Annotated in this window: 26 protein-coding genes, 1 pseudogene and 1 riboswitch; of the genes and pseudogenes, 12 read left to right on the top strand and 15 right to left on the bottom strand. The window is 68.2% G+C overall.

Annotation, left to right across the window (positions count from 1 at the left end):
- Window positions 1-112: 112 nt before the first annotated feature.
- On the bottom strand, window positions 113-469 hold the full coding sequence (locus tag ACGFNN_RS18870) for a hypothetical protein (RefSeq protein WP_362545380.1): 357 nt from the start codon (window positions 467-469) through the stop codon (window positions 113-115).
- Window positions 470-755: 286 nt separating this feature from the next.
- Between ACGFNN_RS18870 and rpsF the strand changes: the two genes are divergently transcribed.
- The 4 genes from rpsF (at window position 756) to rplI (ending at window position 2,471) form a co-directional block, all read left to right on the top strand.
- Complete coding sequence (gene rpsF, locus ACGFNN_RS18865) at window positions 756-1,046, top strand: 30S ribosomal protein S6 (RefSeq protein WP_006604399.1); 291 nt, start codon at window positions 756-758, stop codon at window positions 1,044-1,046.
- A gap of 71 nt (window positions 1,047-1,117) precedes the next feature.
- Window positions 1,118-1,726, top strand: coding sequence for a single-stranded DNA-binding protein (locus ACGFNN_RS18860; RefSeq protein WP_385020499.1), 609 nt, complete (start codon window positions 1,118-1,120; stop codon window positions 1,724-1,726).
- Between the two features lie 43 nt (window positions 1,727-1,769).
- A complete protein-coding gene (gene rpsR / locus ACGFNN_RS18855; protein ID WP_003967857.1) occupies window positions 1,770-2,006 on the top strand; it encodes a 30S ribosomal protein S18 in 237 nt (78 codons plus the stop codon).
- Between the two features lie 18 nt (window positions 2,007-2,024).
- Window positions 2,025-2,471 (top strand): 50S ribosomal protein L9, encoded by a 447-nt coding sequence (gene rplI, locus ACGFNN_RS18850; RefSeq protein ID WP_014155197.1) that lies wholly within the window; start codon window positions 2,025-2,027, stop codon window positions 2,469-2,471.
- Window positions 2,472-2,612: 141 nt separating this feature from the next.
- On the opposite strand, the gene ACGFNN_RS18845 is transcribed toward rplI, so the two are convergent.
- Window positions 2,613-3,950, bottom strand: coding sequence for an MATE family efflux transporter (locus tag ACGFNN_RS18845; protein ID WP_393557203.1), 1,338 nt, complete (start codon window positions 3,948-3,950; stop codon window positions 2,613-2,615).
- A gap of 476 nt (window positions 3,951-4,426) precedes the next feature.
- Here ACGFNN_RS18845 and dnaB point away from each other — a divergent pair, with 476 nt between their 5' ends.
- Entirely contained in the window at window positions 4,427-5,884 is a 1,458-nt protein-coding gene (gene dnaB, locus ACGFNN_RS18840; protein WP_181011555.1) for a replicative DNA helicase, read from the top strand.
- 169 nt (window positions 5,885-6,053) lie between these two features.
- Here dnaB and ACGFNN_RS18835 read toward each other — a convergent pair whose 3' ends face one another.
- The 3 genes and pseudogenes from ACGFNN_RS18835 to ACGFNN_RS18825 all read right to left on the bottom strand — a co-directional run bounded on the left by ACGFNN_RS18835 (window position 6,054) and on the right by ACGFNN_RS18825 (window position 7,199).
- Window positions 6,054-6,254: a hypothetical protein gene (locus ACGFNN_RS18835; RefSeq protein ID WP_393557764.1), complete on the bottom strand. Its 201-nt coding sequence runs from the start codon at window positions 6,252-6,254 to the stop codon at window positions 6,054-6,056.
- A gap of 142 nt (window positions 6,255-6,396) precedes the next feature.
- Window positions 6,397-6,642: pseudogene (locus ACGFNN_RS18830) on the bottom strand (hypothetical protein); the annotation flags it as partial.
- Window positions 6,643-6,746: 104 nt separating this feature from the next.
- A complete protein-coding gene (locus ACGFNN_RS18825) occupies window positions 6,747-7,199 on the bottom strand; it encodes a PPOX class F420-dependent oxidoreductase (protein ID WP_393557201.1) in 453 nt (150 codons plus the stop codon).
- 495 nt (window positions 7,200-7,694) lie between these two features.
- On the opposite strand from ACGFNN_RS18825, the gene ACGFNN_RS18820 reads away from it, so the two are divergent.
- Entirely contained in the window at window positions 7,695-9,074 is a 1,380-nt protein-coding gene (locus ACGFNN_RS18820) for a serine hydrolase domain-containing protein (RefSeq protein WP_393557199.1), read from the top strand.
- 180 nt (window positions 9,075-9,254) lie between these two features.
- Here ACGFNN_RS18820 and ACGFNN_RS18815 read toward each other — a convergent pair whose 3' ends face one another.
- Genes ACGFNN_RS18815 through ACGFNN_RS18805 form a run of 3 tightly spaced genes read right to left on the bottom strand, consistent with a single transcriptional unit; the run spans window position 9,255 to window position 11,402 of the window.
- A complete protein-coding gene (locus ACGFNN_RS18815; RefSeq protein ID WP_393557197.1) occupies window positions 9,255-10,418 on the bottom strand; it encodes a winged helix DNA-binding domain-containing protein in 1,164 nt (387 codons plus the stop codon).
- A gap of 44 nt (window positions 10,419-10,462) precedes the next feature.
- Window positions 10,463-10,915: a GNAT family N-acetyltransferase gene (locus ACGFNN_RS18810; RefSeq protein ID WP_393557195.1), complete on the bottom strand. Its 453-nt coding sequence runs from the start codon at window positions 10,913-10,915 to the stop codon at window positions 10,463-10,465.
- Between the two features lie 28 nt (window positions 10,916-10,943).
- Complete coding sequence (locus ACGFNN_RS18805) at window positions 10,944-11,402, bottom strand: MarR family winged helix-turn-helix transcriptional regulator (RefSeq protein ID WP_393557193.1); 459 nt, start codon at window positions 11,400-11,402, stop codon at window positions 10,944-10,946.
- A gap of 155 nt (window positions 11,403-11,557) precedes the next feature.
- Between ACGFNN_RS18805 and ACGFNN_RS18800 the strand changes: the two genes are divergently transcribed.
- Window positions 11,558-12,832 (top strand): MFS transporter, encoded by a 1,275-nt coding sequence (locus ACGFNN_RS18800; RefSeq protein WP_393557191.1) that lies wholly within the window; start codon window positions 11,558-11,560, stop codon window positions 12,830-12,832.
- Window positions 12,833-13,032: 200 nt separating this feature from the next.
- Here the strand turns inward: ACGFNN_RS18800 and ACGFNN_RS18795 are convergent, their stop codons facing one another.
- From ACGFNN_RS18795 to ACGFNN_RS18780, 4 genes are all read right to left on the bottom strand, one after another.
- Window positions 13,033-13,512, bottom strand: a complete 480-nt coding sequence (locus tag ACGFNN_RS18795) for an NUDIX domain-containing protein (RefSeq protein WP_393557189.1) — start codon at window positions 13,510-13,512, stop codon at window positions 13,033-13,035.
- A 52-nt stretch (window positions 13,513-13,564) separates the two neighbouring features.
- Complete coding sequence (locus ACGFNN_RS18790) at window positions 13,565-14,461, bottom strand: LysR family transcriptional regulator (protein ID WP_393557187.1); 897 nt, start codon at window positions 14,459-14,461, stop codon at window positions 13,565-13,567.
- 267 nt (window positions 14,462-14,728) lie between these two features.
- A complete protein-coding gene (locus ACGFNN_RS18785) occupies window positions 14,729-15,853 on the bottom strand; it encodes a cystathionine gamma-lyase (RefSeq protein WP_393557185.1) in 1,125 nt (374 codons plus the stop codon).
- 59 nt (window positions 15,854-15,912) lie between these two features.
- Window positions 15,913-16,290: a phage holin family protein gene (locus ACGFNN_RS18780; protein ID WP_365092660.1), complete on the bottom strand. Its 378-nt coding sequence runs from the start codon at window positions 16,288-16,290 to the stop codon at window positions 15,913-15,915.
- Window positions 16,291-16,368: 78 nt separating this feature from the next.
- Between ACGFNN_RS18780 and ACGFNN_RS18775 the strand changes: the two genes are divergently transcribed.
- The 4 genes from ACGFNN_RS18775 (at window position 16,369) to ACGFNN_RS18760 (ending at window position 18,689) form a co-directional block, all read left to right on the top strand.
- Window positions 16,369-16,686, top strand: coding sequence for a cupin domain-containing protein (locus ACGFNN_RS18775; RefSeq protein ID WP_362545417.1), 318 nt, complete (start codon window positions 16,369-16,371; stop codon window positions 16,684-16,686).
- A 150-nt stretch (window positions 16,687-16,836) separates the two neighbouring features.
- Window positions 16,837-17,046 carry a DUF5326 family protein gene (locus tag ACGFNN_RS18770; protein WP_362663336.1) on the top strand — a complete coding sequence of 70 codons (210 nt, stop codon included), beginning with the start codon at window positions 16,837-16,839 and terminating at the stop codon, window positions 17,044-17,046.
- A gap of 336 nt (window positions 17,047-17,382) precedes the next feature.
- Window positions 17,383-18,150 carry an IclR family transcriptional regulator gene (locus tag ACGFNN_RS18765; RefSeq protein ID WP_393557183.1) on the top strand — a complete coding sequence of 256 codons (768 nt, stop codon included), beginning with the start codon at window positions 17,383-17,385 and terminating at the stop codon, window positions 18,148-18,150.
- Window positions 18,151-18,251: 101 nt separating this feature from the next.
- A complete protein-coding gene (locus ACGFNN_RS18760; RefSeq protein WP_033296801.1) occupies window positions 18,252-18,689 on the top strand; it encodes an SsgA family sporulation/cell division regulator in 438 nt (145 codons plus the stop codon).
- 90 nt (window positions 18,690-18,779) lie between these two features.
- Here ACGFNN_RS18760 and ACGFNN_RS18755 read toward each other — a convergent pair whose 3' ends face one another.
- Window positions 18,780-20,135: a YibE/F family protein gene (locus tag ACGFNN_RS18755; RefSeq protein ID WP_393557181.1), complete on the bottom strand. Its 1,356-nt coding sequence runs from the start codon at window positions 20,133-20,135 to the stop codon at window positions 18,780-18,782.
- Between the two features lie 71 nt (window positions 20,136-20,206).
- Window positions 20,207-20,348, top strand: a riboswitch (TPP riboswitch).
- On the opposite strand from ACGFNN_RS18755, the gene thiC reads away from it, so the two are divergent.
- A complete protein-coding gene (thiC, locus tag ACGFNN_RS18750) occupies window positions 20,341-22,170 on the top strand; it encodes a phosphomethylpyrimidine synthase ThiC (RefSeq protein ID WP_393557179.1) in 1,830 nt (609 codons plus the stop codon). (Overlaps the previous riboswitch by 8 nt.)
- Before the next feature lie 123 nt (window positions 22,171-22,293).
- On the opposite strand, the gene ACGFNN_RS18745 is transcribed toward thiC, so the two are convergent.
- Window positions 22,294-23,118: a hypothetical protein gene (locus ACGFNN_RS18745; protein WP_393557177.1), complete on the bottom strand. Its 825-nt coding sequence runs from the start codon at window positions 23,116-23,118 to the stop codon at window positions 22,294-22,296.
- A gap of 181 nt (window positions 23,119-23,299) precedes the next feature.
- The gene (locus ACGFNN_RS18740) at window positions 23,300-24,373 is read right to left on the bottom strand and encodes a metallophosphoesterase (protein ID WP_393557737.1); all 1,074 of its coding nucleotides are present in this window, start codon (window positions 24,371-24,373) and stop codon (window positions 23,300-23,302) included.
- Between the last annotated feature and the right edge of the window lie 13 nt (window positions 24,374-24,386).

Raw genomic sequence — 24,386 nt, 5'->3', positions numbered from 1 at the left:
GACGGGTGCCCGGCCTGGCCCATCCGGACCCGACCGGGCACCACCTGTGCGGGATCGCCCGGTGGGACACCGAGCGAGGCGGCCGGCGCCGCGTCCGCGTGCGCTGTGCCGGTCAGGTGACGACGCCGCCGAAGAGCCCGCCGTGCGCCATACCCAGGTAGAAGCCCACCGCGGATGCGCCCAGCCCCATGATCAGGCCGAACCGCTGCCAGGTGGTCCTGGAGATGAACTGGCCGTACGCGCCGGTCAGGATGCCGATCAGCCCGGCCCACGAGCTGATCAGGTGCAGGTTGTGGAACATCGCCGTCACGAACGCCAGCACGCCCAGGACTCCGGTCACCACCATGAGAGCTTCCTGAAGCGGATGCGGCTTGCCGTCGGTCGCGAAGAGTGATCCGTTGGCCGGTCGGGCATTGGCCACCCGGCTGGGGGCGATCCGGGTGCCTGCGGGACGGACGGTCTGTGCCATGGAGCACCTCCTGGCGGGAAGGGCGGTGCAATGTAGCGCCTCTCACACCGCATCTGTCTCGATTGTGCTCCCTGAACACCGGATTTCAACCGGAAGCCGGTCTGCGGGTAGTCTGTACGGTCTGCACCGGTGTCTGCCTTGAGCCAGCACTGCGGCCTCCCTCGACTCACGAAGACGGACGTTGTCAGTGGCGGCTGTTTTACTCGGAGACACTGTTGCTTACGCATCACGACCCTCCTGCCACGGAACGACCGTGGCCGCTGAGTCCAAAGGAGGTGGGTTCCACATGCGTCACTACGAGGTGATGGTCATCCTCGACCCCGATCTCGAGGAGCGAGCAGTCTCCCCGCTGATCGAGAACTTCCTCTCCGTCGTCCGTGAGGGCAACGGAAAGGTCGAGAAGGTCGACACCTGGGGCCGTCGTCGTCTCTCTTACGAGATCAAGAAGAAGCCCGAGGGCATCTACTCGGTCATCGACCTCCAGGCCGAGCCTGCGGTCGTCAAGGAGCTCGACCGACAGATGAACCTGAACGAGTCGGTCCTCCGGACCAAGGTCCTCCGTCCCGAGACCCACTGAGCTTCTAGCTCAGTGGTCATCGGGTTCGAGTAGCAAGCAGCCAGAAGCAATCCCCGCCGAGAGGTTCACCCATGGCAGGCGAGACCGTCATCACGGTCGTCGGCAATCTCGTCGACGACCCCGAGCTGCGCTTCACCCCGTCCGGTGCGGCGGTCGCGAAGTTCCGTGTCGCGTCCACTCCCCGCATCTTCGACCGGCAGACCAATGAGTGGAAGGACGGCGAAGGCCTGTTCCTGACCTGCTCGGTCTGGCGTCAGGCGGCGGAGAACGTCGCGGAGTCGCTCCAGCGAGGCATGCGCGTCGTCGTGCAGGGCCGGCTGAAGCAGCGGTCCTACGAGGACCGTGAGGGCGTCAAGCGCACGGTCTACGAGCTGGATGTCGAGGAAGTCGGCCCCAGCCTGAAGAACGCCACGGCCAAGGTCACCAAGACCACGGGTCGAGGTGGTCAGGGCGGTGGCCAGGGTGGATACGGCGGCGGCCAGCAGGGCGGCGGCAACTGGGGCGGCGGTCCCGGTGGTGGCCAGCAGGGTGGCGGCGGTGCTCCCGCCGACGACCCGTGGGCGACCGGTGCTCCGTCCGGCGGCGGCCAGCAGGGCGGGGGCCAGCAGGGTGGCTGGGGCGGAAGCTCCGGTGGCTCCGGTGGCTCTGGCGGAGGCTACTCGGACGAGCCTCCCTTCTAGGGCAGCTCGTACCCCCACTTCTTGATCACACAGGAGAAACACCATGGCGAAGCCGCCTGTGCGCAAGCCTAAGAAGAAGGTCTGCGCTTTCTGCAAGGACAAGACCCAGTACGTGGACTACAAGGACACGAACATGCTGCGGAAGTTCATTTCCGACCGCGGCAAGATCCGTGCCCGCCGCGTCACCGGCAACTGCACGCAGCACCAGCGTGACGTCGCCACGGCAGTCAAGAACAGCCGTGAGATGGCGCTGCTGCCCTACACGTCCACCGCGCGATAAGGGAAGGGTGACCGAATCATGAAGATCATCCTCACCCACGAGGTCACTGGCCTCGGTGCCGCCGGCGACGTCGTGGACGTCAAGGACGGGTACGCCCGTAACTACCTGGTTCCGCGTGGCTTTGCCATCCGCTGGACCAAGGGTGGCGAGAAGGACGTGGCGCAGATCCGCCGCGCCCGCAAGATCCACGAGATCGCGACGATCGAGCAGGCCAACGAGATCAAGGCCAAGCTCGAGGCCGTCAAGGTTCGTCTGGCTGTTCGCTCCGGCGACGCCGGCCGTCTCTTCGGCTCCGTCACCCCGGCTGACATCGCCTCGGCGATCAAGTCCGCTGGTGGTCCGGACGTCGACAAGCGTCGCGTCGAGCTCGGCTCGCCGATCAAGACGCTCGGCGGACACCAGGTGTCCGTCCGTCTGCACCCCGAGGTTGCCGCGAAGCTCGGTATCGAGGTCGTTGCTGCCTAAGGGCACAGCTCGGCAGAGCTAGGTGAAGGGCCGCACCCCTGGGGTGCGGCCCTTCGTCGTTTCACGTGAAACAGGGCTGGCTGGGGTGAAACAGGGCTGGGGATGACCGGCCGGCCCCGTCCCTCGAAGGCATTGGTCGCCTCAGCGCGTAGCTCCAGTCACGATCCATCGGCCTGACCGCATACGGAACCAGAGTGTCGCCAGCCGGACGGTCATCATCAGCGTCATCGCCCCCCAGAGGGCGGTCAGTCCCCCTCCGGCATGGGGAACGGCAAGCGCGACCGGGGCGAAGACGGCCAGGGTGAGGACCATCGCCCAGGCGAGGTAGCGGCCGTCTCCGGCTCCCATCAGCACCCCGTCGAGGACGAAGACCACGCCGGAGACCGGCTGGGAGAGGGCCACCACCAGCAAAGCGGGCAACAGGGTGTCCTGGACGGAGGGATCGCCGGTGAAGAGCGGCACGAAGAGCGGTCTGGCGAGGACGATCAACGCGCCGATGACCACTCCGGACGCGATGCCCCACTGGACCATCCGTCGGCATGCCTCACGAGCGCCGTCCTCGTCACCGGCCCCTAGGTAGCGGCCGATGATGGCTTGTCCAGCGATCGCGATCGCGTCGAGAGCGAAGGCCGTCAGGCTCCAGAGCGACAGGATGATCTGGTGCGCGGCGATGTCCGTATCGCCCAGCCTGGCAGCGACAGCGGTGGCGATCATCAGGACTGCGCGCAGGGAGAGGGTGCGGACCAACAGAGGCAGGCCGGCCTGCGCGCTCGCTCGGATCCCCGAGATGTCAGGCCGCAGCGACGCTCCGTGCCGATGTGCGCCGCGGATCACGACGATCAGGTAGGCGCTTGCCATGCCCACCTGGGCGATTACGGTCCCCCATGCGGATCCTGCGATGCCTAGCCCAGCACCGTAGACGAGTCCGGCGTTGAGGGCGCCGTTGGCGGCGAATCCCCCGATGGCGACATAGAGGGGAGTCCGGGTGTCCTGCAGCCCACGAAGGATTCCTGTCGCTGCCAGCACGACGAGCATCGCCGGGATGCCGAGGCTGGAGATTCGCAGATAGGTGACGGCATACGGTGCTGCCGTGTCGGATGCGCCGAAGATCTCGATCAGCCAAGGAGCCAGAGGCAGGGTAAGGGCGACGACCGACGCGCCGATCAGCAGAGCGAGCCAGATGCCGTCCATCCCCTGACGGATGGCGGATGCCAGGTGCCCGGCACCGACCTGGCGGGCGACTGCCGCAGTGGTGGCATAGGCGAGGAAGACGAAGATGCTCACTGCCGTGGTCAGAAGTGCGGCCGCGACCGCCAGACCAGCAAGTTGCGGAGTGCCCAGATGGCCGACGATGGCGCTGTCCACCATGACGAAGAGTGGTTCGGCGACAAGGGCGCCAAAAGCCGGCACGGCGAGCGCGATGATCTCGCGATCGTGCCGACGGCGGGTGGGCGGCAGGGCCGTGAGCGCCTTGGTCATGGGGGTCAATCTAATCTTCCACAGGTAATAGATGCAATGTGATAGAGGGGCTTACTTGCTCCCGGCCGGAAGACTCGCGGCCGGGTCGATTTCGGTGATCTTGGGCTGAGGGCGCAAGTTTTTCTACCCCACAGCCGGTGGACGGGGAATTCCCAGGTCAGAGGCACCATGGGTGTGCCGCTATGAGTTTGTCCACAGTGCTGTCCCCCGATCCATGCACAGGATCCGGTGACTTCTCCACAGCATCTGGTCCGTCGTCCACATGCCCTGTGGATAACCAGATTGGCTGACGGTGCTGACGGGCCTACCGTTGTCCGGCGCCCGCACTCCGTTCCGGCTTGGAAGCCCGCAGAACTTGACGCGCCGGAACCGGAGTCGGGCGCCTTGTTTGTCGGTGCTGTGCCGTAAGAAAGAGTGGCATGGCTAGGTCCGCGAAGCGGACGGGAGGAGGTGGCCCGGTGAGCATTCCCGAGCCTTTGGACGATCCCTGGGCCGATGTCGGTCCCAGTGACCGCCTTCCCGTTTCCCGTCAGCGCCGCGGAGAGGGCAAGGGTCGCGACGAGCAGCATGAGCGCGGCCGCGAGAGCGGCTGGGACGGCGGCTCATCGGGTTTCGAGAGGGTCCCCCCGCAGGATCTGGATGCCGAGCAGTCGGTCCTCGGCGGAATGCTGCTCTCCAAGGACGCCATCGCCGATGTCGTGGAGATCATCAAAGGCCACGATTTCTACCGCCCTGCCCACGAGACCGTCTACACGGCGATCCTCGACCTCTACGCCAAGGGCGAGCCGGCCGACCCGATCACGGTGGCCGCGGAACTCGTCAAACGGGGTGAGATCACCAAGGTCGGCGGAGCCCCGTACCTCCACACACTGGTCCAGTCCGTACCGACCGCGGCCAACGCGTCGTACTACGCGGAGATCGTCCATGAGCGCGCGGTACTGCGTCGCCTGGTCGAGGCCGGCACCAAGATCACACAGATGGGATACGCGGCCGACGGCGACGTCGACGAGATCGTGAACTCGGCTCAGGCCGAGATCTACGCCGTCACGGAACAGCGGACCAGCGAGGACTACCTTCCCCTCGGCGACATCATGGAAGGTGCTCTCGACGAGATCGAGGCGATCGGCTCCCGCAGCGGTGAGATGACCGGAGTGCCGACAGGTTTCACCGATCTCGACTCCCTGACCAACGGCCTTCACCCGGGTCAGATGATCGTCATCGCGGCTCGCCCCGCCATGGGTAAGTCCACACTCGCCCTGGACTTCGCCCGTGCCTGTTCGATCAAGAGCAATCTCCCGAGTGTCATCTTCTCCCTGGAGATGGGACGCAACGAGATCGCCATGCGCCTGCTCTCCGCCGAGGCCAGGGTGGCGCTTCACCACATGCGATCCGGCACCATGACCGACGAGGACTGGACGCGTCTCGCGCGCCGGATGCCGGATGTGTCGGCGGCGCCGCTCTACATCGACGACTCGCCGAACCTCTCGATGATGGAGATCCGTGCGAAGTGCCGTCGGCTCAAGCAGCGCAACGACCTCAAGCTCGTGGTGATCGACTACCTGCAGCTGATGCAGTCCGGCGGGGCGAAGCGGGCGGAGAGCCGTCAGCAGGAGGTCTCCGACATGTCACGTAACCTCAAGCTCCTCGCCAAGGAGCTCGAGCTGCCCGTGATCGCGCTGTCCCAGCTGAACCGTGGTCCCGAGCAGCGCACGGACAAGAAGCCGATGGTCTCCGACCTCCGCGAGTCGGGCTCCATCGAGCAGGACGCCGACATGGTGATCCTGCTGCACCGTGAGGACGCCTACGAGAAGGAGTCCCCGCGTGCGGGTGAGGCGGACCTGATCGTGGCGAAGCACCGAAACGGTCCGACGGCGACCATCACAGTGGCCTTCCAGGGCCACTACTCCCGCTTCGTCGACATGGCTCAGACCTGATCCGGCCTCGTGCAGGTCTCCAAGTTCGAGTCTCAGGTCTCCGCCCTCTCGGGCACCTCTTGCTTGAGCGCGTCGAACGCGGACGCCCGATGAGGCGGACACCGGTTGGCTAACGGTCCCGCGATTGATCTTGGGGTGTGTCGGCCTGGATGTCCGGCTGGTGGGTGATTCAGCAGGCCGTCGCGCGGACGAGTACGAGTTCGGTGCTCGCCTTGCGGCGAGTGAGTCTGCGGGCGGCGCGGCCCAGGCCGTCGCTGATGGTCGTCGTCTTGATCGTGTTCTGCCTGCGCTTGCCGGAGACGAACGCCCGCCGCCCGGGTCTGCCTGCTCTCGGGCGGCCGACCTGGGTCTCCATCCCATCGATTCGCAAAGTGACATTCTCGGCCTCGGCGTAGGCGAACACGTCCTCCAAGGTGCGCAGCCGCAGCCCGGGTTGGGTTGGGGACGGCGAAGCCACGCTCGGCGAGCAGGGGCCGGATCTCGGCGATCGCCCGGCCGACGGTGGACGAACCCACCTCGTAGATCACGCCGAGTGCGGCATGGGTGAGCCGGGTCGGCACATGCACCAGCGTGGCCGGCAGCCGGTCGACGAAGACCAGTTCGTACGTCGGCCCGGACTTCGGCCCGGCTCCGGCGTCCCGTTGCCGTACACCCCCGCGTCGGTCCCGGCGCCCTGGCCCACACCGCGCCCCCAGCGCGTGGCGAGCTCCATGGTGAGCCCGCCCAGTGCTCCTGCGACAGGACACAGAGGGCAGCATGGGACATGGCCGTGCGGGCCTGACTCTTCATCACACCCGACTCGACTCGCACGGCCTTCGCCATGTGCCCACCTGTGACCAAGATGGGTCGCGGGCGCAGTCCGTCAAGCGGAGAAGCCAGTGACCTTGTTCGGTTTCACCCGCACGATAAGCCGGAGTACTTCCTCCGGCTCGGCCGGCGGGTTCTCACCGAGGTATTTCTGCGAGAGCGTGCGAGGCAGCGACTTCTCCCGGTCCTCGATCAGCTCGGCGGTGCCCCGGATGTCTACAGAGTGGTACGGGTTCTCGGTATCGAAGACGGTAAGGCTGACCCGCGGGTCCCGGGCGAGGTTCCTGGCCTTCTGGCGCCCCGCCGTAGTGGAGAAGAGCACCGTGTCTCCGTCCCTCGCGATCCAGACCACCGAGGTCTGCGGCCCACCGTCCCGGTTCAGCGTCGCGACAGTGGCGAAGTTCCTCCCGTCCAGCAGTGTGCGCGTCCCCTCGTCAAACGTTGCCGACACAGCCCCACCCTTCTGTTCAACACTCCGAGTCGTGCGCTGCTGATGCAGAACAGGCATGGAGATCGAATTCTTCCCACCACAGGGCCAAGGGCTGCTGACCTCAGCCACGGCACCGGCCCTCGCTGGTACCGCAGACGGCGCCGAGACAAGTGCGGCCGCGATCGCGCATTGCGCACCGGTGAAGAGACGGTGACGGCGGGTCCAGCAGAGATCCTGCCCGTGGGTAACTGATGTTCGATGCTCTGGCGGGGGGGTATCGCGGGTCAGCCCGAAAGAGGCCGCCGCCTCGGTGGGATCCAAGACCCCACATCCCGCGTCCCCTTCCCGGCCAGGCGGTGTCCCGTCGGCAGGCGACCGGACAGGGCTACAAGGCGAGTGTGGTGCCTCCGGAGGCTGGTGGGGCCGTGGGGCCGGAGGGGGCGAGTCGCTGTCGGCCTGGCGACGCCAAACCGTGTCCTGAGCCGCTTGGCCGGTGCCCGTCCGAACCACCGGGCCGGCCGTCATGCACGGTGGTCTGTTCCACGGTGCGCTGGTTCATGGTCATGCTTGGGCATGACCACTTCCGAAGTTCTGCTTCCGACCACCCGCCGAGCTCTGTTGCACCGCATCGCCACAGCACAGGCCGAAGGCCGGACGCCCTCCCTCGTCGCTGCCGTACAGCGCGACGGGCGGATCGCCTGGAGCGGCGCGCGCAGTTGTGTGGACGGCCATGAGCCCGACGGGGATACGCAGTTCAGGATCGGCTCACTCACCAAGACCTTCACCGCTGTGCTCGTGATGCGGCTGCGGGACGAAGGGCTGCTGGATCTGGACGATCCCCTGGAGAAGCACCTCCCCGGCACGGATGCCGGCGAGGTGACCGTTTTCCAACTGCTGGGTCACAGCGGTGGGCTGGCGGCGGAGACACCTGCCCCCTGGTGGGAGAGGACGCCCGGGGAGACCCGGCCCGCTCTGGTGGATGTGCTCGGCGAGGAGCCGCTGATCCATCCCTCCGGGCACGTGCACCACTACTCCAACCCCGGTTACACACTGCTCGGTTCGCTCGTCGAGCGAATGCGCGGCGCATCCTGGCCCGAGGTCCTTCGGCGGGAGATTCTGGAACCACTCGGGATGGAGCGCACGACGACTCAGCCGCACGCTCCGCATGCGGGAGGCTGGGCTGTCCATCCGTGGGCCGATGTCATGCTGCCCGAGCCGGTCGAGGATCTCGGGCTCATGGCACCGGCGGGTCAGCTCTGGTCTACCACCACCGACCTGCTCCGCTTCGCCGCGTTCCTGGCGCAGGGCGATGCCCGGGTGCTGTCCGCTTCCTCGGTCGAGGAGATGCGAGCTCCCGCGGCTCCCGCGGAGGCCGGTGACTGGGCCTCCACCTATGGCCTGGGTCTTCAGTGCGTACAACGGGGGGACCGCACCCTCCTCGGTCACTCGGGATCGCTTCCCGGATTTCTTGCGACGCTGTGGTTCAGCGTCGAGGACGATGTGGCTGCCGTGGTGCTCACGAATGCCACTTCCGGGCCGCTGGTGGGCACGGTCGCTGCTGATCTCGTGCAGATCGTTGCCGAGGCGGAGCCCCGGATCCCGGCGCCCTGGCGCCCACTACCCGATGTGGATGCGGAGCTCCTGGCGCTGACCGGGCCCTGGTACTGGGGCACTCACGTGTACGGGCTGAAGCTGCTCGCGGACAGAGGGCTCGAGCTGCGACCGCTACGAGGGGCCGGCCGTGCGGCGCGCTTCCGGGCCCGTCCTGACGGCACCTGGACCGGGCTCAACGGCTATTACGCGGGAGAGACGCTGCGCGTGGTGCGCGCGGCTGACGGCACGGTGGACCACCTGGACCTCGGATCCTTCGCCTTCACCCGGGAGCCGTACGGAGGGAGTGCGTCCATTCCCGGAGGTGTGGACGAAGGAGGCTGGCGGGGGCTGATGATCTGAGGGTGGTGCAGGGCGTTTCACGTGAAACGCCGACGCAGGAACGTCGGAACGGCGCGCCCTGAGGGGCCGCAGCGGTCCCCTGAAGTGCCTTCGACGGTGCCCTGGACGCCGCCCTGAACGGACCGACGGGGCCGCGGTGGTCCCGTGGGCGTCGGTCCCCGCGGGACGACGCCAGGGCGGTCAGGCCGTCAGCTCGCGCTCCAGCGGTGTCCGGAAGCGCGGGGTGATCCGCGCCGCACCCACCCACGCCGACAGCCGGGAGGCCTCCGCCTCGATGAGGTGGGAGGCCTCCCGGCCCACGTCGGACAGGAGTCGCCACCGTACTTCTCCGTCGGCACGCTGGGCCCAGCCACCGACGACCGTACCGTTCCACCACACCGTGGGCCCGATGTTGCCGGCGCGGTCGAAGAGAGCGGCACGATGCTCGGTGGGCAGGTGAAAGCCGCGGTCGGTCCAGCCCATCCCGCTCGGGTCCAGCCCGGGCAGGAGGGCGGCCCAGGGTTCCGGAGCCGGTTCGGTGGCGAGGTCCCCGGGAGCGACCCAGCCGACAGCCCCGTTGTCGAGCAGGACTTGCTCGGCACCCACGGAGCCCAGGGCGGCACGTGTCTCGCGGATGCCCCACCCCGTCCACCATTTCAGGTCCGCCTCGGTCGCTGGTCCGTAGGCGAGCAGCCAGCGCCGGGCCACGTCCGCGCGAGCCTTCGAAGGGTCCGAGGCCGGCCAGGGCTCGGCTGTCGTCCACCGGAACTGGCTGGATGTCCAGGAGCCGCGTGGTCGGTCTCGCCGGATGCGCCCGTCCGCCGCCAGCACACGGATCACACGCGTGGCGACTCCCTGAACGGCCTCCTGCTTGGTCCCCGGGAAAATGGTGATCTTCGTACGCAGAGCCGGCACAGCGGCGGAGAGTTCGCTCCCCGTGGCGTGGCCCCGGGCGGACAGCTCGGCGAGGGTCTGGCGCTCGGTCTCGGCGAGCCAGTTCTCGTCCAGGCCGTTCACCTCGTCTCGCAGATGGGCGACGAGCTTGCGACGCTCCTTCGTGGCGACCGGCCGGGCGCACGACGCGTCGACGGCGGGTGCGACGACCGTGGAGACCGCGAAGAGGGTGTTCCGCATGGAGAGGAGCCGCACCAGCGAGACGTCGTCGTAGAGCGCCTTCTCCACGACTCCGACCGCGGGTGTGGCCATGCGCGCGCAGACGGACAGGTGGACGGTGGCGGCGTCGGTCGCGTGCAGGCCGACGACGGCATCAGCCACCGCTACGGCGGAGGCGGCGCGGGAGGACGGAGCGAGCAGATGGCGTCGGCCGAGTCTGATCCGGCGCTGCTCGTCGTCGATGCGATGCACTCGATGCCTTTCCGGGGGAGTGTGGCGCGTGCGGAACTTCCGTTTCACAGACTGAGTTTGAACCCCACGTGGCTCGCGGTGAAGCCGAGACGTTCGTAGAAACGATGGGCATCGGTCCGGGTCGCATCCGACGTCAGCTGCACCAACTGGCATTCCTGACGCCGGGACTCGTCGACCGCCCATTGGATCAGCCGTGTTCCGAGACCGTCCCCGCGAGCGTCCGCGTGCACCCGGACCCCCTCGATGAGGGATCGGGTCGCGCCTCGCCTCGACAGTCCGGGAATGACCGTGAGCTGCAACGTACCGACCACGCGGCCCTCGCGCACGGCCACGACCACGTGCTGGTGCGGGTCGCCGGCGAGCCGCCGAAACGCCGACTGATAGGGGGCGAGGTCATCGGGCGATTCGCGATGCGCTCCGATCGGGTCGTCGGCCAGCATGGCGACGATGGCGGGGATGTCGGCCGCCACCGCAGGGCGTATGTCGATGTCGCTCATGATCGGCAGACTACGCAAACCCGTGGGTTCAGGCGTGGACCTTCAGTGACTCGACCGTCTGGACCAGAGGGGCGAGCTCGGGGTTCTCGGCCGCCTCGTCGAGTGCGGCCCGGAGAGCGGTGTCATTGGTCGGCCTGGCCTCGTTCAGCAGGGTGAGCCCCGCTTCCGTGACATCGGTGTAGATGCCTCGGCGGTCGGTGTCGCAGAGGTACCGCGTGAGCAGTCCGCGGTCCTCGAGCCGGGTGACCAGCCTGGTGGTCGCGCTCTGGCTCAGCACGACCGCGTCGGCGACCTGCTTCATCTGCAGGTGGCCGCCGGTACCGCTGTGCTGTCGGCTCAGGACGTCGAGCAGGGAGAACTCGCGCGCGCTGAGGCCGTGACCGGCCTGGAGCGCCCGCTCGATCCGGGCCTCGATCTTCCCGTGGAGCAGGGAGAGAGCACACCAACTCTGGGCGAGGGCTGTCAGTGCCGGGTCTGCCGCTGTCATCAGGTCTCTCCTCCGGGCCTGAGCCCTCCGTGTCGGAGCCGCTTACATCCAGGGTAGGGCACGGGCGCAATATCCAGCGCTTGCAATTAAACGGCGCATGCAATTATTGTGTACGCCTGTAAAGCGCACACGCAAAGCAAGAAATGGGTGATCTCATGCCGCTCGCGCTCCTGGCCCTCGCCATCGGGGCATTCGGGATCGGCACCACGGAGTTCGTGATCATGGGGCTGCTGCCCGAGGTCGCAGCCGATTTCCAGGTCTCGATCCCCACGGCCGGCTTCCTCGTCACGGGCTATGCCCTGGGGGTGGTCCTCGGCGCTCCGCTCATGACCTTCCTGGGCACCAGGGTGACCAGGAAACGAATGCTGATGCTCCTGATGGGGCTGTTCATCGTCGGCAACGTGGTGTCCGCTCTCGCCCCCGTCTTCGGTGTGATGCTCGCGGGCCGAGTGATCGCCTCACTCGCCCACGGAGCCTTCTTCGGCATCGGCTCCGTGGTGGCGGCGGACCTGGTTGCCCCGGAGAAGAAGGCCGGTGCCATCGCGATGATGTTCACGGGGCTCACGGTCGCCAATGTCGTCGGGGTTCCGCTCGGCACCTTCGTCGGCCAGAGCCTGGGCTGGAGGGTGACCTTCGTCGTCGTCGCGGGACTCGGAGTCCTTGGGCTCCTCGGGGTCGCGAAGCTCGTCCCCGAGCAGCCGAAGCCTCAGGGGGTGCGACTGCGCCATGAACTCGCCGCGTTCAGCAACGTCCAGGTGCTGCTGGCCATGGCGATGACGGTTCTGGGTTTTGGCGGCGTGTTCGCGGCCGTCACCTACATCACGCCCATGATGACGGAGACCGCCGGCTACGCGGCATCGTCCGTCACCTGGCTTCTGGTGCTGTTCGGTCTCGGCATGGTCGGGGGCAATCTGCTCGGGGGCAGGTTCGCGGATCGCCACCTGATGCCCATGCTGTACGTCTCGCTGGGCGGGCTCGCCCTGGTACTGGCCCTGTTCACCGTGACCGCGCACAACAAACTCTCCGCCGCGGTCACCATCGTCCTCATCGGTGGGCTCGGCTTCGCGACCGTGCCGCCGCTGCAGAAGCGAGTTCTGGACCAGGCGGCTGGTGCGCCCACGCTGGCCTCGGCGGTCAATATCGGCGCCTTCAACCTCGGCAACGCACTATCGGCCTGGCTCGGCGGAATCGTCATTGCGGCAGGCTTCGGGTACACGGCCCCCAACTGGGTGGGCGCCGCGCTCGCGGCATCGGCACTGCTGCTGGCCGTGCTCTCCGGGGCGCTCGAGCGGAGGAAGGCCGTACAGGGTCTCCTGCCGTCCGCCCCGCCTTCGGCGGCCGCGGGATCCTCCGGTGCCGGGGAGTCGGTCCCAACGGCATCGGTCTCTGCGGTCTCGAAGCCCGAAGCCTCGGTACCGATCGCTCGGTGACAGGTCCCGCCGGCGCCCCGATGCCTGCCGAAGCCATGCTTGTGCGCGCGTTTCACGTGAAACTGAAACGCGCGCAAGCGAGGCATCGGTCAATCACGACCCACAGCCCACGACCCACAGCCCACGGCCCATGGATGGCCCACGGAGCGGGGCGACGCGGCCGAGGCGGACGTCGGGCCTTCGGTCCCCAGGTCCTGGAATCAGCCCAGATCCGGCGCGTGCATCGCCCGCACACCCTCGATGTTGCCGTCCAGGTAGTGCCGTAGTGACAGGGGCACCAGATGGACGGCCGCGATCCCCACCCGGCTGAAGGGGACCCGGACGACCTCGTACTCCCCTCGGGGCTCGTCGATCTCCGGTCCGTGCCGAAGGGAGAGATCCATCGACGCCAGTCGGCAGACGAAGAAGTGCTGCACCTTGACGCCCTTCACCCCGCCGCCGGCGATGTGTTCGACGGTGTCGACGAAGCAGGGTACGACATCGACGATCTTGGCGCCGAGTTCTTCGTCGACCTCGCGGTGCAGAGCGTCGACGACTGTGGCGTCCTCCGGCTCGACGCCCCCGCCGGGGGTCACCCAGTACGGATCGACACCGGACTTGGTGCGTTTGATCAGGATGAGGTCATCGCCGTCGAGCAGTACGGCGCGGGCTGTGCGCTTGACCACGGGGCGTTCGGTCATGGCAAGAGAGTGGCCCAGGAATGCCGGTCTGAAACGCGTACGGGCCGACCGGTCACCAGTCCACAGCGGCACGCGCCAGCCACTCGTGCGCCCGCGCGATATGAGGGAGCCCGAATGTGCCGGTCCTCGCGACGAGGAAGTACGTACGCAGCGGTGGCACCGGAGGGTCGTGCAGCGCGACGACCTCGCCCCGCTCCAACGCGGACTGGCAGAGGTAGCGCGGAAGGACGGCGAGGCCGGCACCCGCGGCGGCACACTCCAGAACCGCCCGGAGATCGGGGGCGATCACGGCGGCGGACGTCGGCGGGCGACTGTCGAACACCGTCACCCAGTACTGGGAGACCAGCGGCAGGCTCTCGTGCACCTCGATCACCGGCCACTGCTCGAGGACGGCGGGCCCCTTGTGCCGCAGCACCCCGGGTCCCAGCCGGCCGGCCCAGCGCGGGGCGGCGACCAGGACGTGCTCCTCGTCGCAGAGCGTGGTCGATGCCAGCAGCCCGCCACGTGGACGGGCGGTCGTGATGGCCAGATCATGATGGCCCGCGGCCAGTCCTTCCAGTGCCTCGTCCGTACCGGGGACGAACACGCTGCGCACGGCCAGGCCCTGTGAGACCAGGGCCGCCAGGGCGGGAAGAGCCCGCAGGGCGGTGAACTCGGGAGGCCCGGCCAGATGCAGGGTCCGCGCACCGGACGTGTCGTCGAGACCGGCCTCGACGATGTCGACCAGTGCGTCGAGATGGGGTGCCGCGCGGTGCGCGAGTTCGTCTCCCACGGTGGTCGGCGTGACACCGCGGGCGCGGCGCAGGAACAAGGGGCGGCCCAGTTGCCGCTCCAGTGTCCGTATCTGCGAGGTGACAGCGGGCTGGGACAGACCGAGCAGTGCGGCAGCCCGGGTGAACGATCCGGCCCGGTGCACCGTGACGAACGTGCGTAACAGGGCCAGGTCCATGCTCCGCCCCCATCCCCTCGCGCAGGTTGCGCAGCCCGGTGGCCGGCTACGTGAGCGCCCAACTATAAATATGTCGATACCTGGCTGTCGCTACTGTGATTGGACACTGACGTTCCGTCAACTAGCCTTGAACAGAGGGTTCCGGACATCTGAACCAGGGTGGTCCGAGCCACGAGGGGGGAGGCTCGGACCACCCGTCCCCAGCAGGACCGGCCGGGCCGGGGACGCCCGTCCACGGCCGGTCCTGCCGCCAGGCCGGATGAGCGCTCAGCGCGCCGAGGCGTCCAGCGCGTGTTCCACGTCCGCCAGCAGATCATCGAGGTCCTCCGCGCCGACCGAGAACCGGATGAAGCCCTCCGGTACCGCGTCCCCGCCCCAGCGCCCCCGGCGCTCGGCGGTGGAACGAACGCCCCCGAAGCTCGTGGCGTCGTCGACGAGGCGCAGCTCCGCGAGGAAGCGTTCCGCTGTGGCCTTGTCCGCCAGCCGGAACGAGACCACGGAGCCGAAGCGCCGCATCTGCCGGACAGCGGTCGCGTACGAGGGATCGCCCGGCAGCCCGGGGTAGCGCAGTCCTGCCACGTCCGAGCGCTCGGCGAGGGTCTCGGCGAGGGCCAGCGCGTTCGCGCACTGGCGGTCGATCCGCAGATGCAGAGTCGCCAGCGAGCGGTGCGCCAGCCACGCCTCCATCGGGCCGGGAATCGCGCCCACGATCTTGCGCCACCGGTGCACCTCGTCCGTGAGCCCGGGGTCCCCGCAGCTCACATGGCCGAGCAGGATGTCCCCGTGCCCGGTCAGCCCCTTGGTGTCGCTCGCGACCGAGAAGTCGGCCCCGAGCTCCAGCGGTCGCTGGCCGAGTGGCGTCGCGAGGGTGTTGTCGACGGCGACCAGTGCGCCGGCCCGGTGCGCGGCTTCGGCGAGTCCGCGTACATCACAGACGTCGAGCCCGGGGTTCGACGGTGTCTCGATCCACAGCAGCTTCGCGCCGTCGAGCAGCCCCAGCACGGTGTCGGTGCCGGTCGGCGCCGTCCGCACCTCGACGCCGTACGCCTCCAGTCGCTCCCGGACCAGGGGAAGAGCCTGGTAGCCGTCGTCGGGCAGGACCACGACGTCGCCGGTGCGTACCTGGGACAGCAGAACGGCGGAGACGGCCGCCATCCCGGAGGCGAACACCGTGGTCCCGACCGGTTCACCTGGCGCCTCCAGCTCGCTGATGGCGCGTTCCAGGTGCGTCCAGGTCGGATTGCCGTCCCGGCCGTAGGTGTAGGGGCCCACGGGGTCGCCGGACAGGTGGAAGTGCGCGGCGAAGACCGGCCCTGGAAGCGTCGGCTCGTACTGCTCCGGTGTGGGAAGACCCGCTCGCACGGATCGTGTTCCGTCACCCGTCGTGCTCATCGTCGATTCCTCGTCTCCCCGGCTTCCGCCGGTCGGCCCGGTCGTGTGATCGGGAGCGGTCAGTCCTCGTCGGGCAGCACCACGTTGAGCGCCCAGGAGACGACCGAGATGATCAGGCCGCCCAGGACCGCTGTCCAGAATCCGTCGACGTGGAAACTCAGATCGACGGTGCCCGCGAGCCACGAGGTCAGCAGCAGCATCAGGGCGTTGACCACCAGTGTGATCAGTCCCAGGGTGAGGATGAACAGCGGCAGTGTGAGCACCTTCACCACCGGCTTGACGATGAAGTTCACCAGCCCGAACAACAAGGCGACGACGATCAGCGTGAGCACCTTGCGTCCGGTGCTGTCCCCGGTCAGCGTTATGTCGTCGAGCAACCAGATGGCCACGGCCAGCGCACCCGCGTTGGCGATCGTCTTGACTACGAAATTCTTCATGTGTCTGATCGTGGCAGACATGATCGGTGGCGGACACCGACGGTACGCAACGGTACTGGCGCGAGGGGCGGACGGACGATGAAGGCTTTCAGACTGGACGAACTGGAGGCGGAGCGCGTCGCCAACGACGGCGCGTATCTGCAGTTCGTCCGCGAACGGAACATGTCCGTCGGCCTGTACGCCCTGGACGCCGGCGCACTGGACCCCCAGCAGCCGCACGGACAGGACGAGGTGTACCTCGTCGTCAGCGGGCGCGCGTCGATCACGGTGGGCGCGGAGACCACCCATGTGGGGCGGGGGAGCGTCGTCTATGTCCCCGCCGGCGTTCCGCACAAGTTCCACCACATCACCGAGGATCTCCGGGTGATGGTGGTGTTCTCCCCGCCGGAGGGCTGAGCGCCGCGGGGGCCGGGCCGTCGGGGCTTCCCCCGATGTTCCCTAGGGGATCGTTCAGGGGAGTTCAAGGGCTCCCGGCGCTCCGCCGACCGCCCGCGCGCCTCTAGCATCGAGGCAGGAACTCACAGAGACGAGGTAACGGCGATGGCGGTGCGGGAGATTTTCGCGGGGATGCCCTGGTGGGTGAAGTGGATCGCGGTGCCTCTCATCGCGATCGTCGTGTTCGGCGGCCTGATCGCCAGCGTGGTCGGGTTCGTCATCGGTCTGCTCTTCAAGGCGCTGGTCTTCGTCGTCCTCGTGGGTGGCCTGATCTTCGTCGTACGGAAATTCATGTCGTCGTCCGAGCGCAGCGACTGGTAGGGCGAAGAGCGCAGCAGGCCGGCCGTCGTCCTGTGCGCGGGGGTCGGTCACTCCTCGTACGAGGACGAACGGTGCACGGCCGCCCGGACACCTGTGGCAACCACGGATTCACCGATTAGCCCAGCTGAGCTAAGTCCAGATCGAAACCTCACTCGTGACTGTCCGTGCCGATACAGTGGCGTACCGCTGCCGCCAGCCGGGAAAAGACGGCTCGTCACCATCCTGCCCAGTGGTTTGTGCGACCGTCCGGTCTCCGGACCCCAGGCTCGCGGCGGGCCCGTGGGGGCGGCCCCCTCGGGAGGGCTGACGGCCCGTCACCATGCCTGGGGGTGACCTGTGACCACGGCATCGAGTACCGCTGTCCCGACGTTGATCGGTTCGGTTCAGCGTGCGCTGAGACTTATGGAGGCTGTGGGCACCCATAGGGACGGTGCGCCGGCGAAGCAGCTGGCCAGAGAGGCGGGTCTCCCTCTCCCCACCGCCTACCACCTGCTGCGGACCCTGACCTACGAGGGATATCTCCGCAGGGAGAACGGCGTCTTCCTCTTCGGTGACGCGGCCGAACGTCTCCGTGGTGGCCCCGCGACGCCGCGGCCGGGGGTGATCGTCGACTCGCTGGCCCACTGGGCCGAGGTCATCGGTGCTCCTGTGTACTGCGCCCTGTACAAGGACGGCGAGATCGAGATGGTGGCCGTGGCCGATACGCCCGCCGTTCCCGCGGTGCACGAGTGGGCGTCGTTCCGTGAGACCGGTCATGCCCACGCCCTCGGACAGTGTCTTCTCGGACAGCTCGACGAACGGGCGCGTGAGGACCATCTCGACCGCCATCCCGTCCGTCCCCTGACGCGCTACTCCGTGAGGGACCGTCAGTCGTTCCTGAACCGGCTGCGGTCGATGAAACATACGGAACCGGTCATTGAACGCCAGGAGTACGCGATCGGAACGGTCTGCGCCGCCATTCCGATCACTGTCGGTAGCGCCCTGGCCGCCATGGCCGTTTCACTCCCGATCCACCAAGAGGAACGGTTGCTCCCCGCAGTCGAACAACTACGCTGCGAAGTAACCACTCTCTTGCGCTCGTTCGTGTTCTCTATCAGTATCTGAAAAATCACTCCTTGTGATCTGCTATCGCGTGCACCACGATGGCGTCAATAGGGCCATGGGGGATCATTCCTGGCCAGTTTCATCTACTGCGGGGTTGAACGATGCGCGAGTCGGTTCAGGCAGAGGTCATGATGAGCTTCCTCGTCTCCGAGGAGCTCTCCTTCCGTATTCCGGTGGAGCTCCGGTACGAGGTCAGTGATCCTTATGCGATCCGGATGACCTTCCACCTGCCCGGTGACGCCCCCGTCACCTGGGCATTCGGCCGTGAGCTGCTGCTCGACGGTCTCAACAGCCCCAGCGGTGACGGTGATGTGCACATCGGTCCGACCGAGCCCGAAGGGCTGTCCGATGTGCACATCCGTCTTCAGGTCGGTGCGGACCGCGCACTGTTCAGGGCCGGTACGGCACCGCTCGTGGCCTTCCTCGACAGGACGGACAAGCTGGTGCCACTGGGGCAGGAGCACACGCTGGGTGACTTCGACGGCAGTCTCGAAGAGGCGCTGGGCCGCATCCTCGCCAAGGAACAGAACGCCGGCTGAGGAAGAAGGGCCGGCCGAACACGGAACGCCGCCGCTTCATGGCCGAGATCCGGGTGTGCCGGCTCACGGCCACGCGTACGAGGCCCTGTCTCACGCCTTGCGGCGTCGGCCTCGCCCGGTCCGCGCGGGTGCGGGAGTTCCGGCTTCCGCACCGGGCCCCGAGCGGTCCGCGGAGACCACCAGGGCCGCGAGCGCCGTCGTCACCGGTACCGAGGCGACCAGCCCGATCGACCCGACCAGGGTCCGTACGATCTCCTCTGCGACCAGTTCGCTGTTGGCCACCGTGCCCACACTGCTCTGGGCGATGGAGAAGAGCAGCAGCAGGGGAAGCGCAGCGCCCGCGTAGGCGAGCACGAGCGTGTTCACGACCGAGGCGATGTGGTCGCGCCCGATCCGGATGCCCGCGCGGTAGAGCCGGCGCGCCCCCATCGTCGGGTCGGCCTGGTGGAGTTCCCATACGGCGGAGGTCTGGGTGACCGTGACATCGTCCAGCACACCGAGAGATCCGATGATCACACCGGCCAGCAGGAGTCCGCTCATGTCGATGTCGGGATAAAGCCCGTGGATCAGGCCGGTGTTGTCATCCGTGTTGCCGGTGAGGCTCGCCCACCCGATGAACAGGGAGCCCAACAGGCCGATCAGCAGCAGTGAGATGAGTGTCCCGACCACGGCCACGGAGGTACGGGCCGTCAGCCCGTGGCAGGTGTACAGAGCGATGAGCATGATGGCGCTCGCCCCGATCACCGCGACGACCAGCGGATTCGAGCCCTGCAGAATCGCGGGCAGGATGAAGAGGGTCAGCACCATGAAGGACACGGCGAGCGCGATCAGCGCCATCAGACCCCGCATCCTGCCCACCACCACGACGGAGACCGCGAAGATCCCGGCGAGCAGTGCCATCGGGAGGCTGCGGTCCACATCCGTCACCGAGTACTGCAGGTCGCGGGGCGCGTCGGGCGCGTAGGCGACCACCACTCCCTGCCCCTCGTGCAGCTGGCGGGGGGCATCGGGCTGGATGACCTCGACGAAGGTACGGCCCTTGTCGTCGCCGGACGTCACCTCGACGGTGGCCTTCTTGCACTGTCCCTCCTGCTCGTTCACCGCCTCTCTTCCGGACGGGGTGGAGGTGTCGCCGGTGGCAGGCACCTGCGAGGCGTTGACGTCCGCGCAGTCCACCTGCACGACCTTCGTCACCCGGCCGTCCTGGGTCTGCCGGTCGAAACCGACGCCCGTGCGCTCGTGCGGAGGGGCGCCGCCGGGCCAGAACGCCACCAGACCGACCAGAACCGCAGCGGCGAAGGGGATCAGCACGGCGGCGATCACCTTGCGCAGGTGTTTCGACACGGGCGCCGCAGGGCCGTGGGTGTGGGAATGGGCATGTGCATGGCTCTGCGTGCTGCCTGATGCGTGGCCGTGCGGCTCGGGGGTGTTTCCGGGGGACGTCACCCGCCGATCATCCCAAGAACCGTGGAGGCCCTCTGGTCTCCACGCCACGAAGGGGGTTAGCGTGGAGCCACATCTGTACACGCGGGAGCTCGGAGCACCGGGCTGAGAGGGCGCTGACCTTCGTACATCCCTACGGGGGCTACGGGAAAGCTGCGCCGACCGCCGAACCTGTTACCGGGTAATGCCGGCGTAGGGAGAAGGTCTCATGACCACAGCGGACGCACGCACGCCTGCCTCGAAGCGGAACGCACCGCTCACGGCGGACACGGAGAGCACGGTCGGCTCCGTGGACACCGGGAGCGACGGGGCCGGGAAGTCCATCGGCTGGCACAAGGGTTACGTCCAGGGCTCACGCCCTGACCTCCGGGTGCCGGTCCGTCAGGTGCACCTCACCAACGGCAAGGACGTGACGCTCTACGACACGTCCGGGCCGTACACCGACCCCACCACCGACACCGACGTACGCCGCGGACTGGCCCCGCTCCGGGAGAACTGGATCATCGCCCGCGGGGACACCGAGGAGTACGCGGGCCGCCCCGCCCGTCCCGAGGACGACGGAGTCAAGCACACGTCTCCCCGCGGCGGTCTGCGCAACCTCGACGCGGTCTTCCCGGGCCGTCCCCGGCAGCCGCGCAGGAGCCGCGACGGCCGGCCCGTCACACAACTCGCCTACGCGCGGCGGGGGGAGATCACCCCGGAGATGGAGTACGTCGCGATCCGGGAGAGTGTGGAGCCCGCGGTCGTGCGGGAGGAGATCGCCGCGGGGCGCGCCGTCCTGCCCGCCAACGTCAACCACCCCGAGATCGAGCCGATGATCATCGGGAAGCGATTCCTGGTGAAGGTCAACGCCAACATCGGGAACTCCGCGGTCACCTCGTCCATCGAGGAGGAGGTGGACAAGATGACCTGGGCGACCAAGTGGGGCGCCGACACGGTCATGGACCTGTCCACCGGGCGGAACATCCACACCACCCGCGAATGGGTACTGCGCAACTCTCCCGTGCCGATCGGCACCGTCCCCCTCTACCAGGCCCTGGAGAAGGTCGACGGCCGGGCGGAGGAGCTGACCTGGGAGATCTACAAGGACACGGTCATCGAGCAGGCCGAGCAGGGCGTCGACTACATGACGGTGCACGCCGGGGTCCGGCTGCCGTACGTCCCGCTCACGGCCCGCCGCAAGACCGGCATCGTCTCCCGTGGCGGCTCCATCATGGCGGCCTGGTGCCTGGCGCACCACAAGGAGTCCTTCCTCTACGAGCACTTCGATGAGCTCTGCGAGATCCTCGCCGCCTACGACGTGACGTACTCGCTTGGCGACGGCCTGCGCCCCGGCTCGATCGCCGACGCCAACGACGAGGCGCAGTTCGCCGAACTCCGTACGCTCGGTGAACTGAACTCCGTGGCCAAGCGGTTCGGTGTCCAGACGATGATCGAGGGCCCGGGGCACGTCCCGATGCACAAGATCAAGGAGAACATCGACCTCCAGCAGGAGATCTGCGAGGAGGCGCCGTTCTACACACTGGGTCCGCTGACCACCGACGTCGCTCCCGCGTACGACCACATCACGTCCGGGATCGGCGCGGCCATGATCGCGTGGTGGGGTACGGCGATGCTCTGCTACGTCACGCCGAAGGAGCACCTCGGGCTCCCGAACCGCGACGACGTGAAGACCGGTGTCATCACGTACAAGATCGCCGCGCATGCGGCAGACCTCGCCAAGGGGCATCCGGGGGCGCAGGAATGGGACGACGCCCTGTCCGACGCCCGGTTCGAGTTCCGCTGGGAGGACCAGTTCAACCTGGCGCTCGATCCGGACACCGCCCGGGAGTTCCACGACGAGACCCTGCCGGCGGAGCCCGCCAAGACGGCGCACTTCTGCTCGATGTGCGGGCCGAAGTTCTGCTCGATGAAGATCTCGCACGACATCAGGCGGGAACACGGGGACGAGCAGGCCGAGATCGAGGCGGGAATGGCTGAGAAGTCGAGGGAGTTCGCCGCGGCGGGCAACCGGGTCTATTTGCCGATCGCGGACTGACCACATCCGGCGTTCCGGCAGGTCACGCGGGTGCCGTTCCGGCAGGGAGCCGGAGCGGCAGCCGGTGCCGTCCCCCTCGGCCCCCGCACGCGGACCCTCGGTCCCGCACGCGGACGCCGTCGGTCACTCCGGCTGGTGCTCGGGACCGCCGAAGTCGGGGCTGGTGAAGTCGGGGCTGGTGAAGGTGGGCCGAGGGCCGGCCGCGGGGCCGTCCTCCGGCCCGGAGAAGTCGGGTCTGCTGTAGCCGATCTTCGGGATCCGGTTCGCCGAACGGTGCGGGGTCCGTGAGGCGGGCCCCGCGGTCGGGTCGTCCAGCGCGTCGCGCAGGAAGGGCAGGATGCCGCGCTCCAGCAGGGCGTGGCGCCAGGCCTCACGTGCGCGCGCGACGTCCTCCGGCAGCTCCTCCTCCTCGTCCACGGCCGGCAGCGCGGTGGCGCCGTTGCGCAGGGCGGTGAGGAGGAGGCCGATCGCGGCGGCCAGGATCGCGGCGGCGGCGACGGCGGCGAAGAACCATCCTGCGGCGACCATGGTCCCGGCGAAGGCAGGGGCGGGGCTGAGGGCCTTCAGGGGGTAGCCGATCAGCAGGAATATCAGCGCGGCGGTGCCCGCGAGCAGTGGCGCCAGCACGGTGATCACCGCGAGCGTTCCGGCTCCCGCGGGGCTGGTCACGTCCGTGCCCGGGTCGAGGACGGACTCGTGCGCGTCGGCGGTGTCCGGGCCGCGCAGTTCGCCGCGCACCTTCACGTAGTGGTCGTACTCGGTGGCGGCGGCCGCGGTGATCAGGGGTGTGGCGTTCAGCGCCATCGTCCGCAGCTGTTCCGTGTTGAGACGGTCGCCCACGCCGTCCAGATCCGGTCGTTCATGAGCATGACGCAGCGCGTCGGCGAGGATCCGCTCGTACTCCGGGCGGTCCTCGGCCAGCAGGTGCGGAGCGCTTTTCATGTGCATCCCCCGATGCTCCGTAGGGCCTGACCGGCCGAGCGAGCCGGGCGATCGGGCGGAAACGGAGGAGAGCCTGCTACTGATAGGCCGATGGTAGAGCGCCTACGGCACAGGGTGACAGGGGGTTTCCGGAAATAGGCCCAGCCGTCGACCGAGTCAGGTCATGAAGCGTCTTCCCCGGAGGATGTCAGGCATGCAGGGGCAGTTGGACGACCAGAAGCGTTCCGGCCATGGTCACCCCGCCGTCCATCGCGATGGCCAGGCCGTCCGCGTAGACGTGCGGACCGTCCACCACGGGGCGTGCGGCCTCCTCGCCGTCCTCCGATCCGACCTCCCCGAGCAGGTACGGGATGGGGCTGTGGCCGTGGACGACGCGCTGACCGCCGTACGTCGACATCAGCTCGCGGACGGCCTCGGCGCCGCCTTCGTCACGGAAGGCGAACCGCTTGGTGAGCTTGCGGAAGAGGTCCCAGCACTCGTCGGCGTCGTTCCGGGTGAGGATGTCGTGCACGGTGTCGTTGACGTCCTCGATGGTGGACCCGTAGTCGAGGTAGGCCGTGGTGTCGGAGTGCATCAGCAGGTGCCCGTCCTCCTCGACCACCGCGTCGAGCCGGGACATCCACTGGAGATGGACGTCCTGAAGCCGCTCCATGTCCGACTTCTGGCCGCCGTTGAGCAGCCAGGCGGCCTGGAAGGTGGCGGTTCCGGCCCCGGAGTTCACCGGGGTGTCGCCGAACCGCTTCGCGCCGAGCAGCAGCAGTTCGTGGTTGCCCATGAGGGCCTTGCAGTACCCGCCCGCCGCGGCGGCCTCGGCGGAGAGGCGCATGACGAGGTCGATGACGCCGATGCCGTCGGGGCCGCGGTCGGTGAAGTCGCCGAGGAACCAGAGCCGTGCGTTCCCCGCCGACCAGCGGCCTTCGGTGTCCACCAGGCCCTGGGCGTGCAGGGCTGCCAGGAGCTCGTCCAGATAGCCGTGGACGTCGCCCACGACGTACAGCGGACCCCGCCCGGCCCCGGAGGCCGGCCCGGCCTCCGGAACGGCATGCACCTGGACCGTGTCACCCCGGTTGATCACCGGCAGGTCGCGCTCGGTGGGCGTGTACCCCTCCGGGACCTCGTCGCCGACCGTGGCGTTGCCGGGGTGCGGCAAGCGTCCCTCCACGGGCACCTGTGCGTAGGGCGGTACGCGGAAGTCGCGCAACGTCGCTGTCCGCACCACGGGTTCCTGACCGGCCCCCTGAGTCATCGACCCCTCCACCACCGTCGCGCCTCCG

Source organism: Streptomyces sp. NPDC048590, from assembly GCF_043199535.1.
In the GTDB taxonomy this organism is placed as follows: domain Bacteria; phylum Actinomycetota; class Actinomycetes; order Streptomycetales; family Streptomycetaceae; genus Streptomyces.
The sequence above is the reverse complement of the archived record's forward strand: the minus strand, read 5'-3'. Positions and strand labels throughout refer to the sequence as shown.

Coding starts and splice junctions, on each gene's coding strand:
- ACGFNN_RS18870 (WP_362545380.1), bottom strand. CDS start 469: ATGGCACAGACCGTCCGTCCCGCAGGCACCCGGATCGCCCCCAGCCGG.
- rpsF (WP_006604399.1), top strand. CDS start 756: ATGCGTCACTACGAGGTGATGGTCATCCTCGACCCCGATCTCGAGGAG.
- ACGFNN_RS18860 (WP_385020499.1), top strand. CDS start 1,118: ATGGCAGGCGAGACCGTCATCACGGTCGTCGGCAATCTCGTCGACGAC.
- rpsR (WP_003967857.1), top strand. CDS start 1,770: ATGGCGAAGCCGCCTGTGCGCAAGCCTAAGAAGAAGGTCTGCGCTTTC.
- rplI (WP_014155197.1), top strand. CDS start 2,025: ATGAAGATCATCCTCACCCACGAGGTCACTGGCCTCGGTGCCGCCGGC.
- ACGFNN_RS18845 (WP_393557203.1), bottom strand. CDS start 3,950: ATGACCAAGGCGCTCACGGCCCTGCCGCCCACCCGCCGTCGGCACGAT.
- ACGFNN_RS18825 (WP_393557201.1), bottom strand. CDS start 7,199: ATGCCTGTTCTGCATCAGCAGCGCACGACTCGGAGTGTTGAACAGAAG.
- ACGFNN_RS18820 (WP_393557199.1), top strand. CDS start 7,695: ATGACCACTTCCGAAGTTCTGCTTCCGACCACCCGCCGAGCTCTGTTG.
- ACGFNN_RS18810 (WP_393557195.1), bottom strand. CDS start 10,915: ATGAGCGACATCGACATACGCCCTGCGGTGGCGGCCGACATCCCCGCC.
- ACGFNN_RS18805 (WP_393557193.1), bottom strand. CDS start 11,402: ATGACAGCGGCAGACCCGGCACTGACAGCCCTCGCCCAGAGTTGGTGT.
- ACGFNN_RS18800 (WP_393557191.1), top strand. CDS start 11,558: ATGCCGCTCGCGCTCCTGGCCCTCGCCATCGGGGCATTCGGGATCGGC.
- ACGFNN_RS18795 (WP_393557189.1), bottom strand. CDS start 13,512: ATGACCGAACGCCCCGTGGTCAAGCGCACAGCCCGCGCCGTACTGCTC.
- ACGFNN_RS18790 (WP_393557187.1), bottom strand. CDS start 14,461: ATGGACCTGGCCCTGTTACGCACGTTCGTCACGGTGCACCGGGCCGGA.
- ACGFNN_RS18785 (WP_393557185.1), bottom strand. CDS start 15,853: ATGAGCACGACGGGTGACGGAACACGATCCGTGCGAGCGGGTCTTCCC.
- ACGFNN_RS18780 (WP_365092660.1), bottom strand. CDS start 16,290: ATGAAGAATTTCGTAGTCAAGACGATCGCCAACGCGGGTGCGCTGGCC.
- ACGFNN_RS18775 (WP_362545417.1), top strand. CDS start 16,369: ATGAAGGCTTTCAGACTGGACGAACTGGAGGCGGAGCGCGTCGCCAAC.
- ACGFNN_RS18760 (WP_033296801.1), top strand. CDS start 18,252: ATGCGCGAGTCGGTTCAGGCAGAGGTCATGATGAGCTTCCTCGTCTCC.
- thiC (WP_393557179.1), top strand. CDS start 20,341: ATGACCACAGCGGACGCACGCACGCCTGCCTCGAAGCGGAACGCACCG.
- ACGFNN_RS18745 (WP_393557177.1), bottom strand. CDS start 23,118: ATGCACATGAAAAGCGCTCCGCACCTGCTGGCCGAGGACCGCCCGGAG.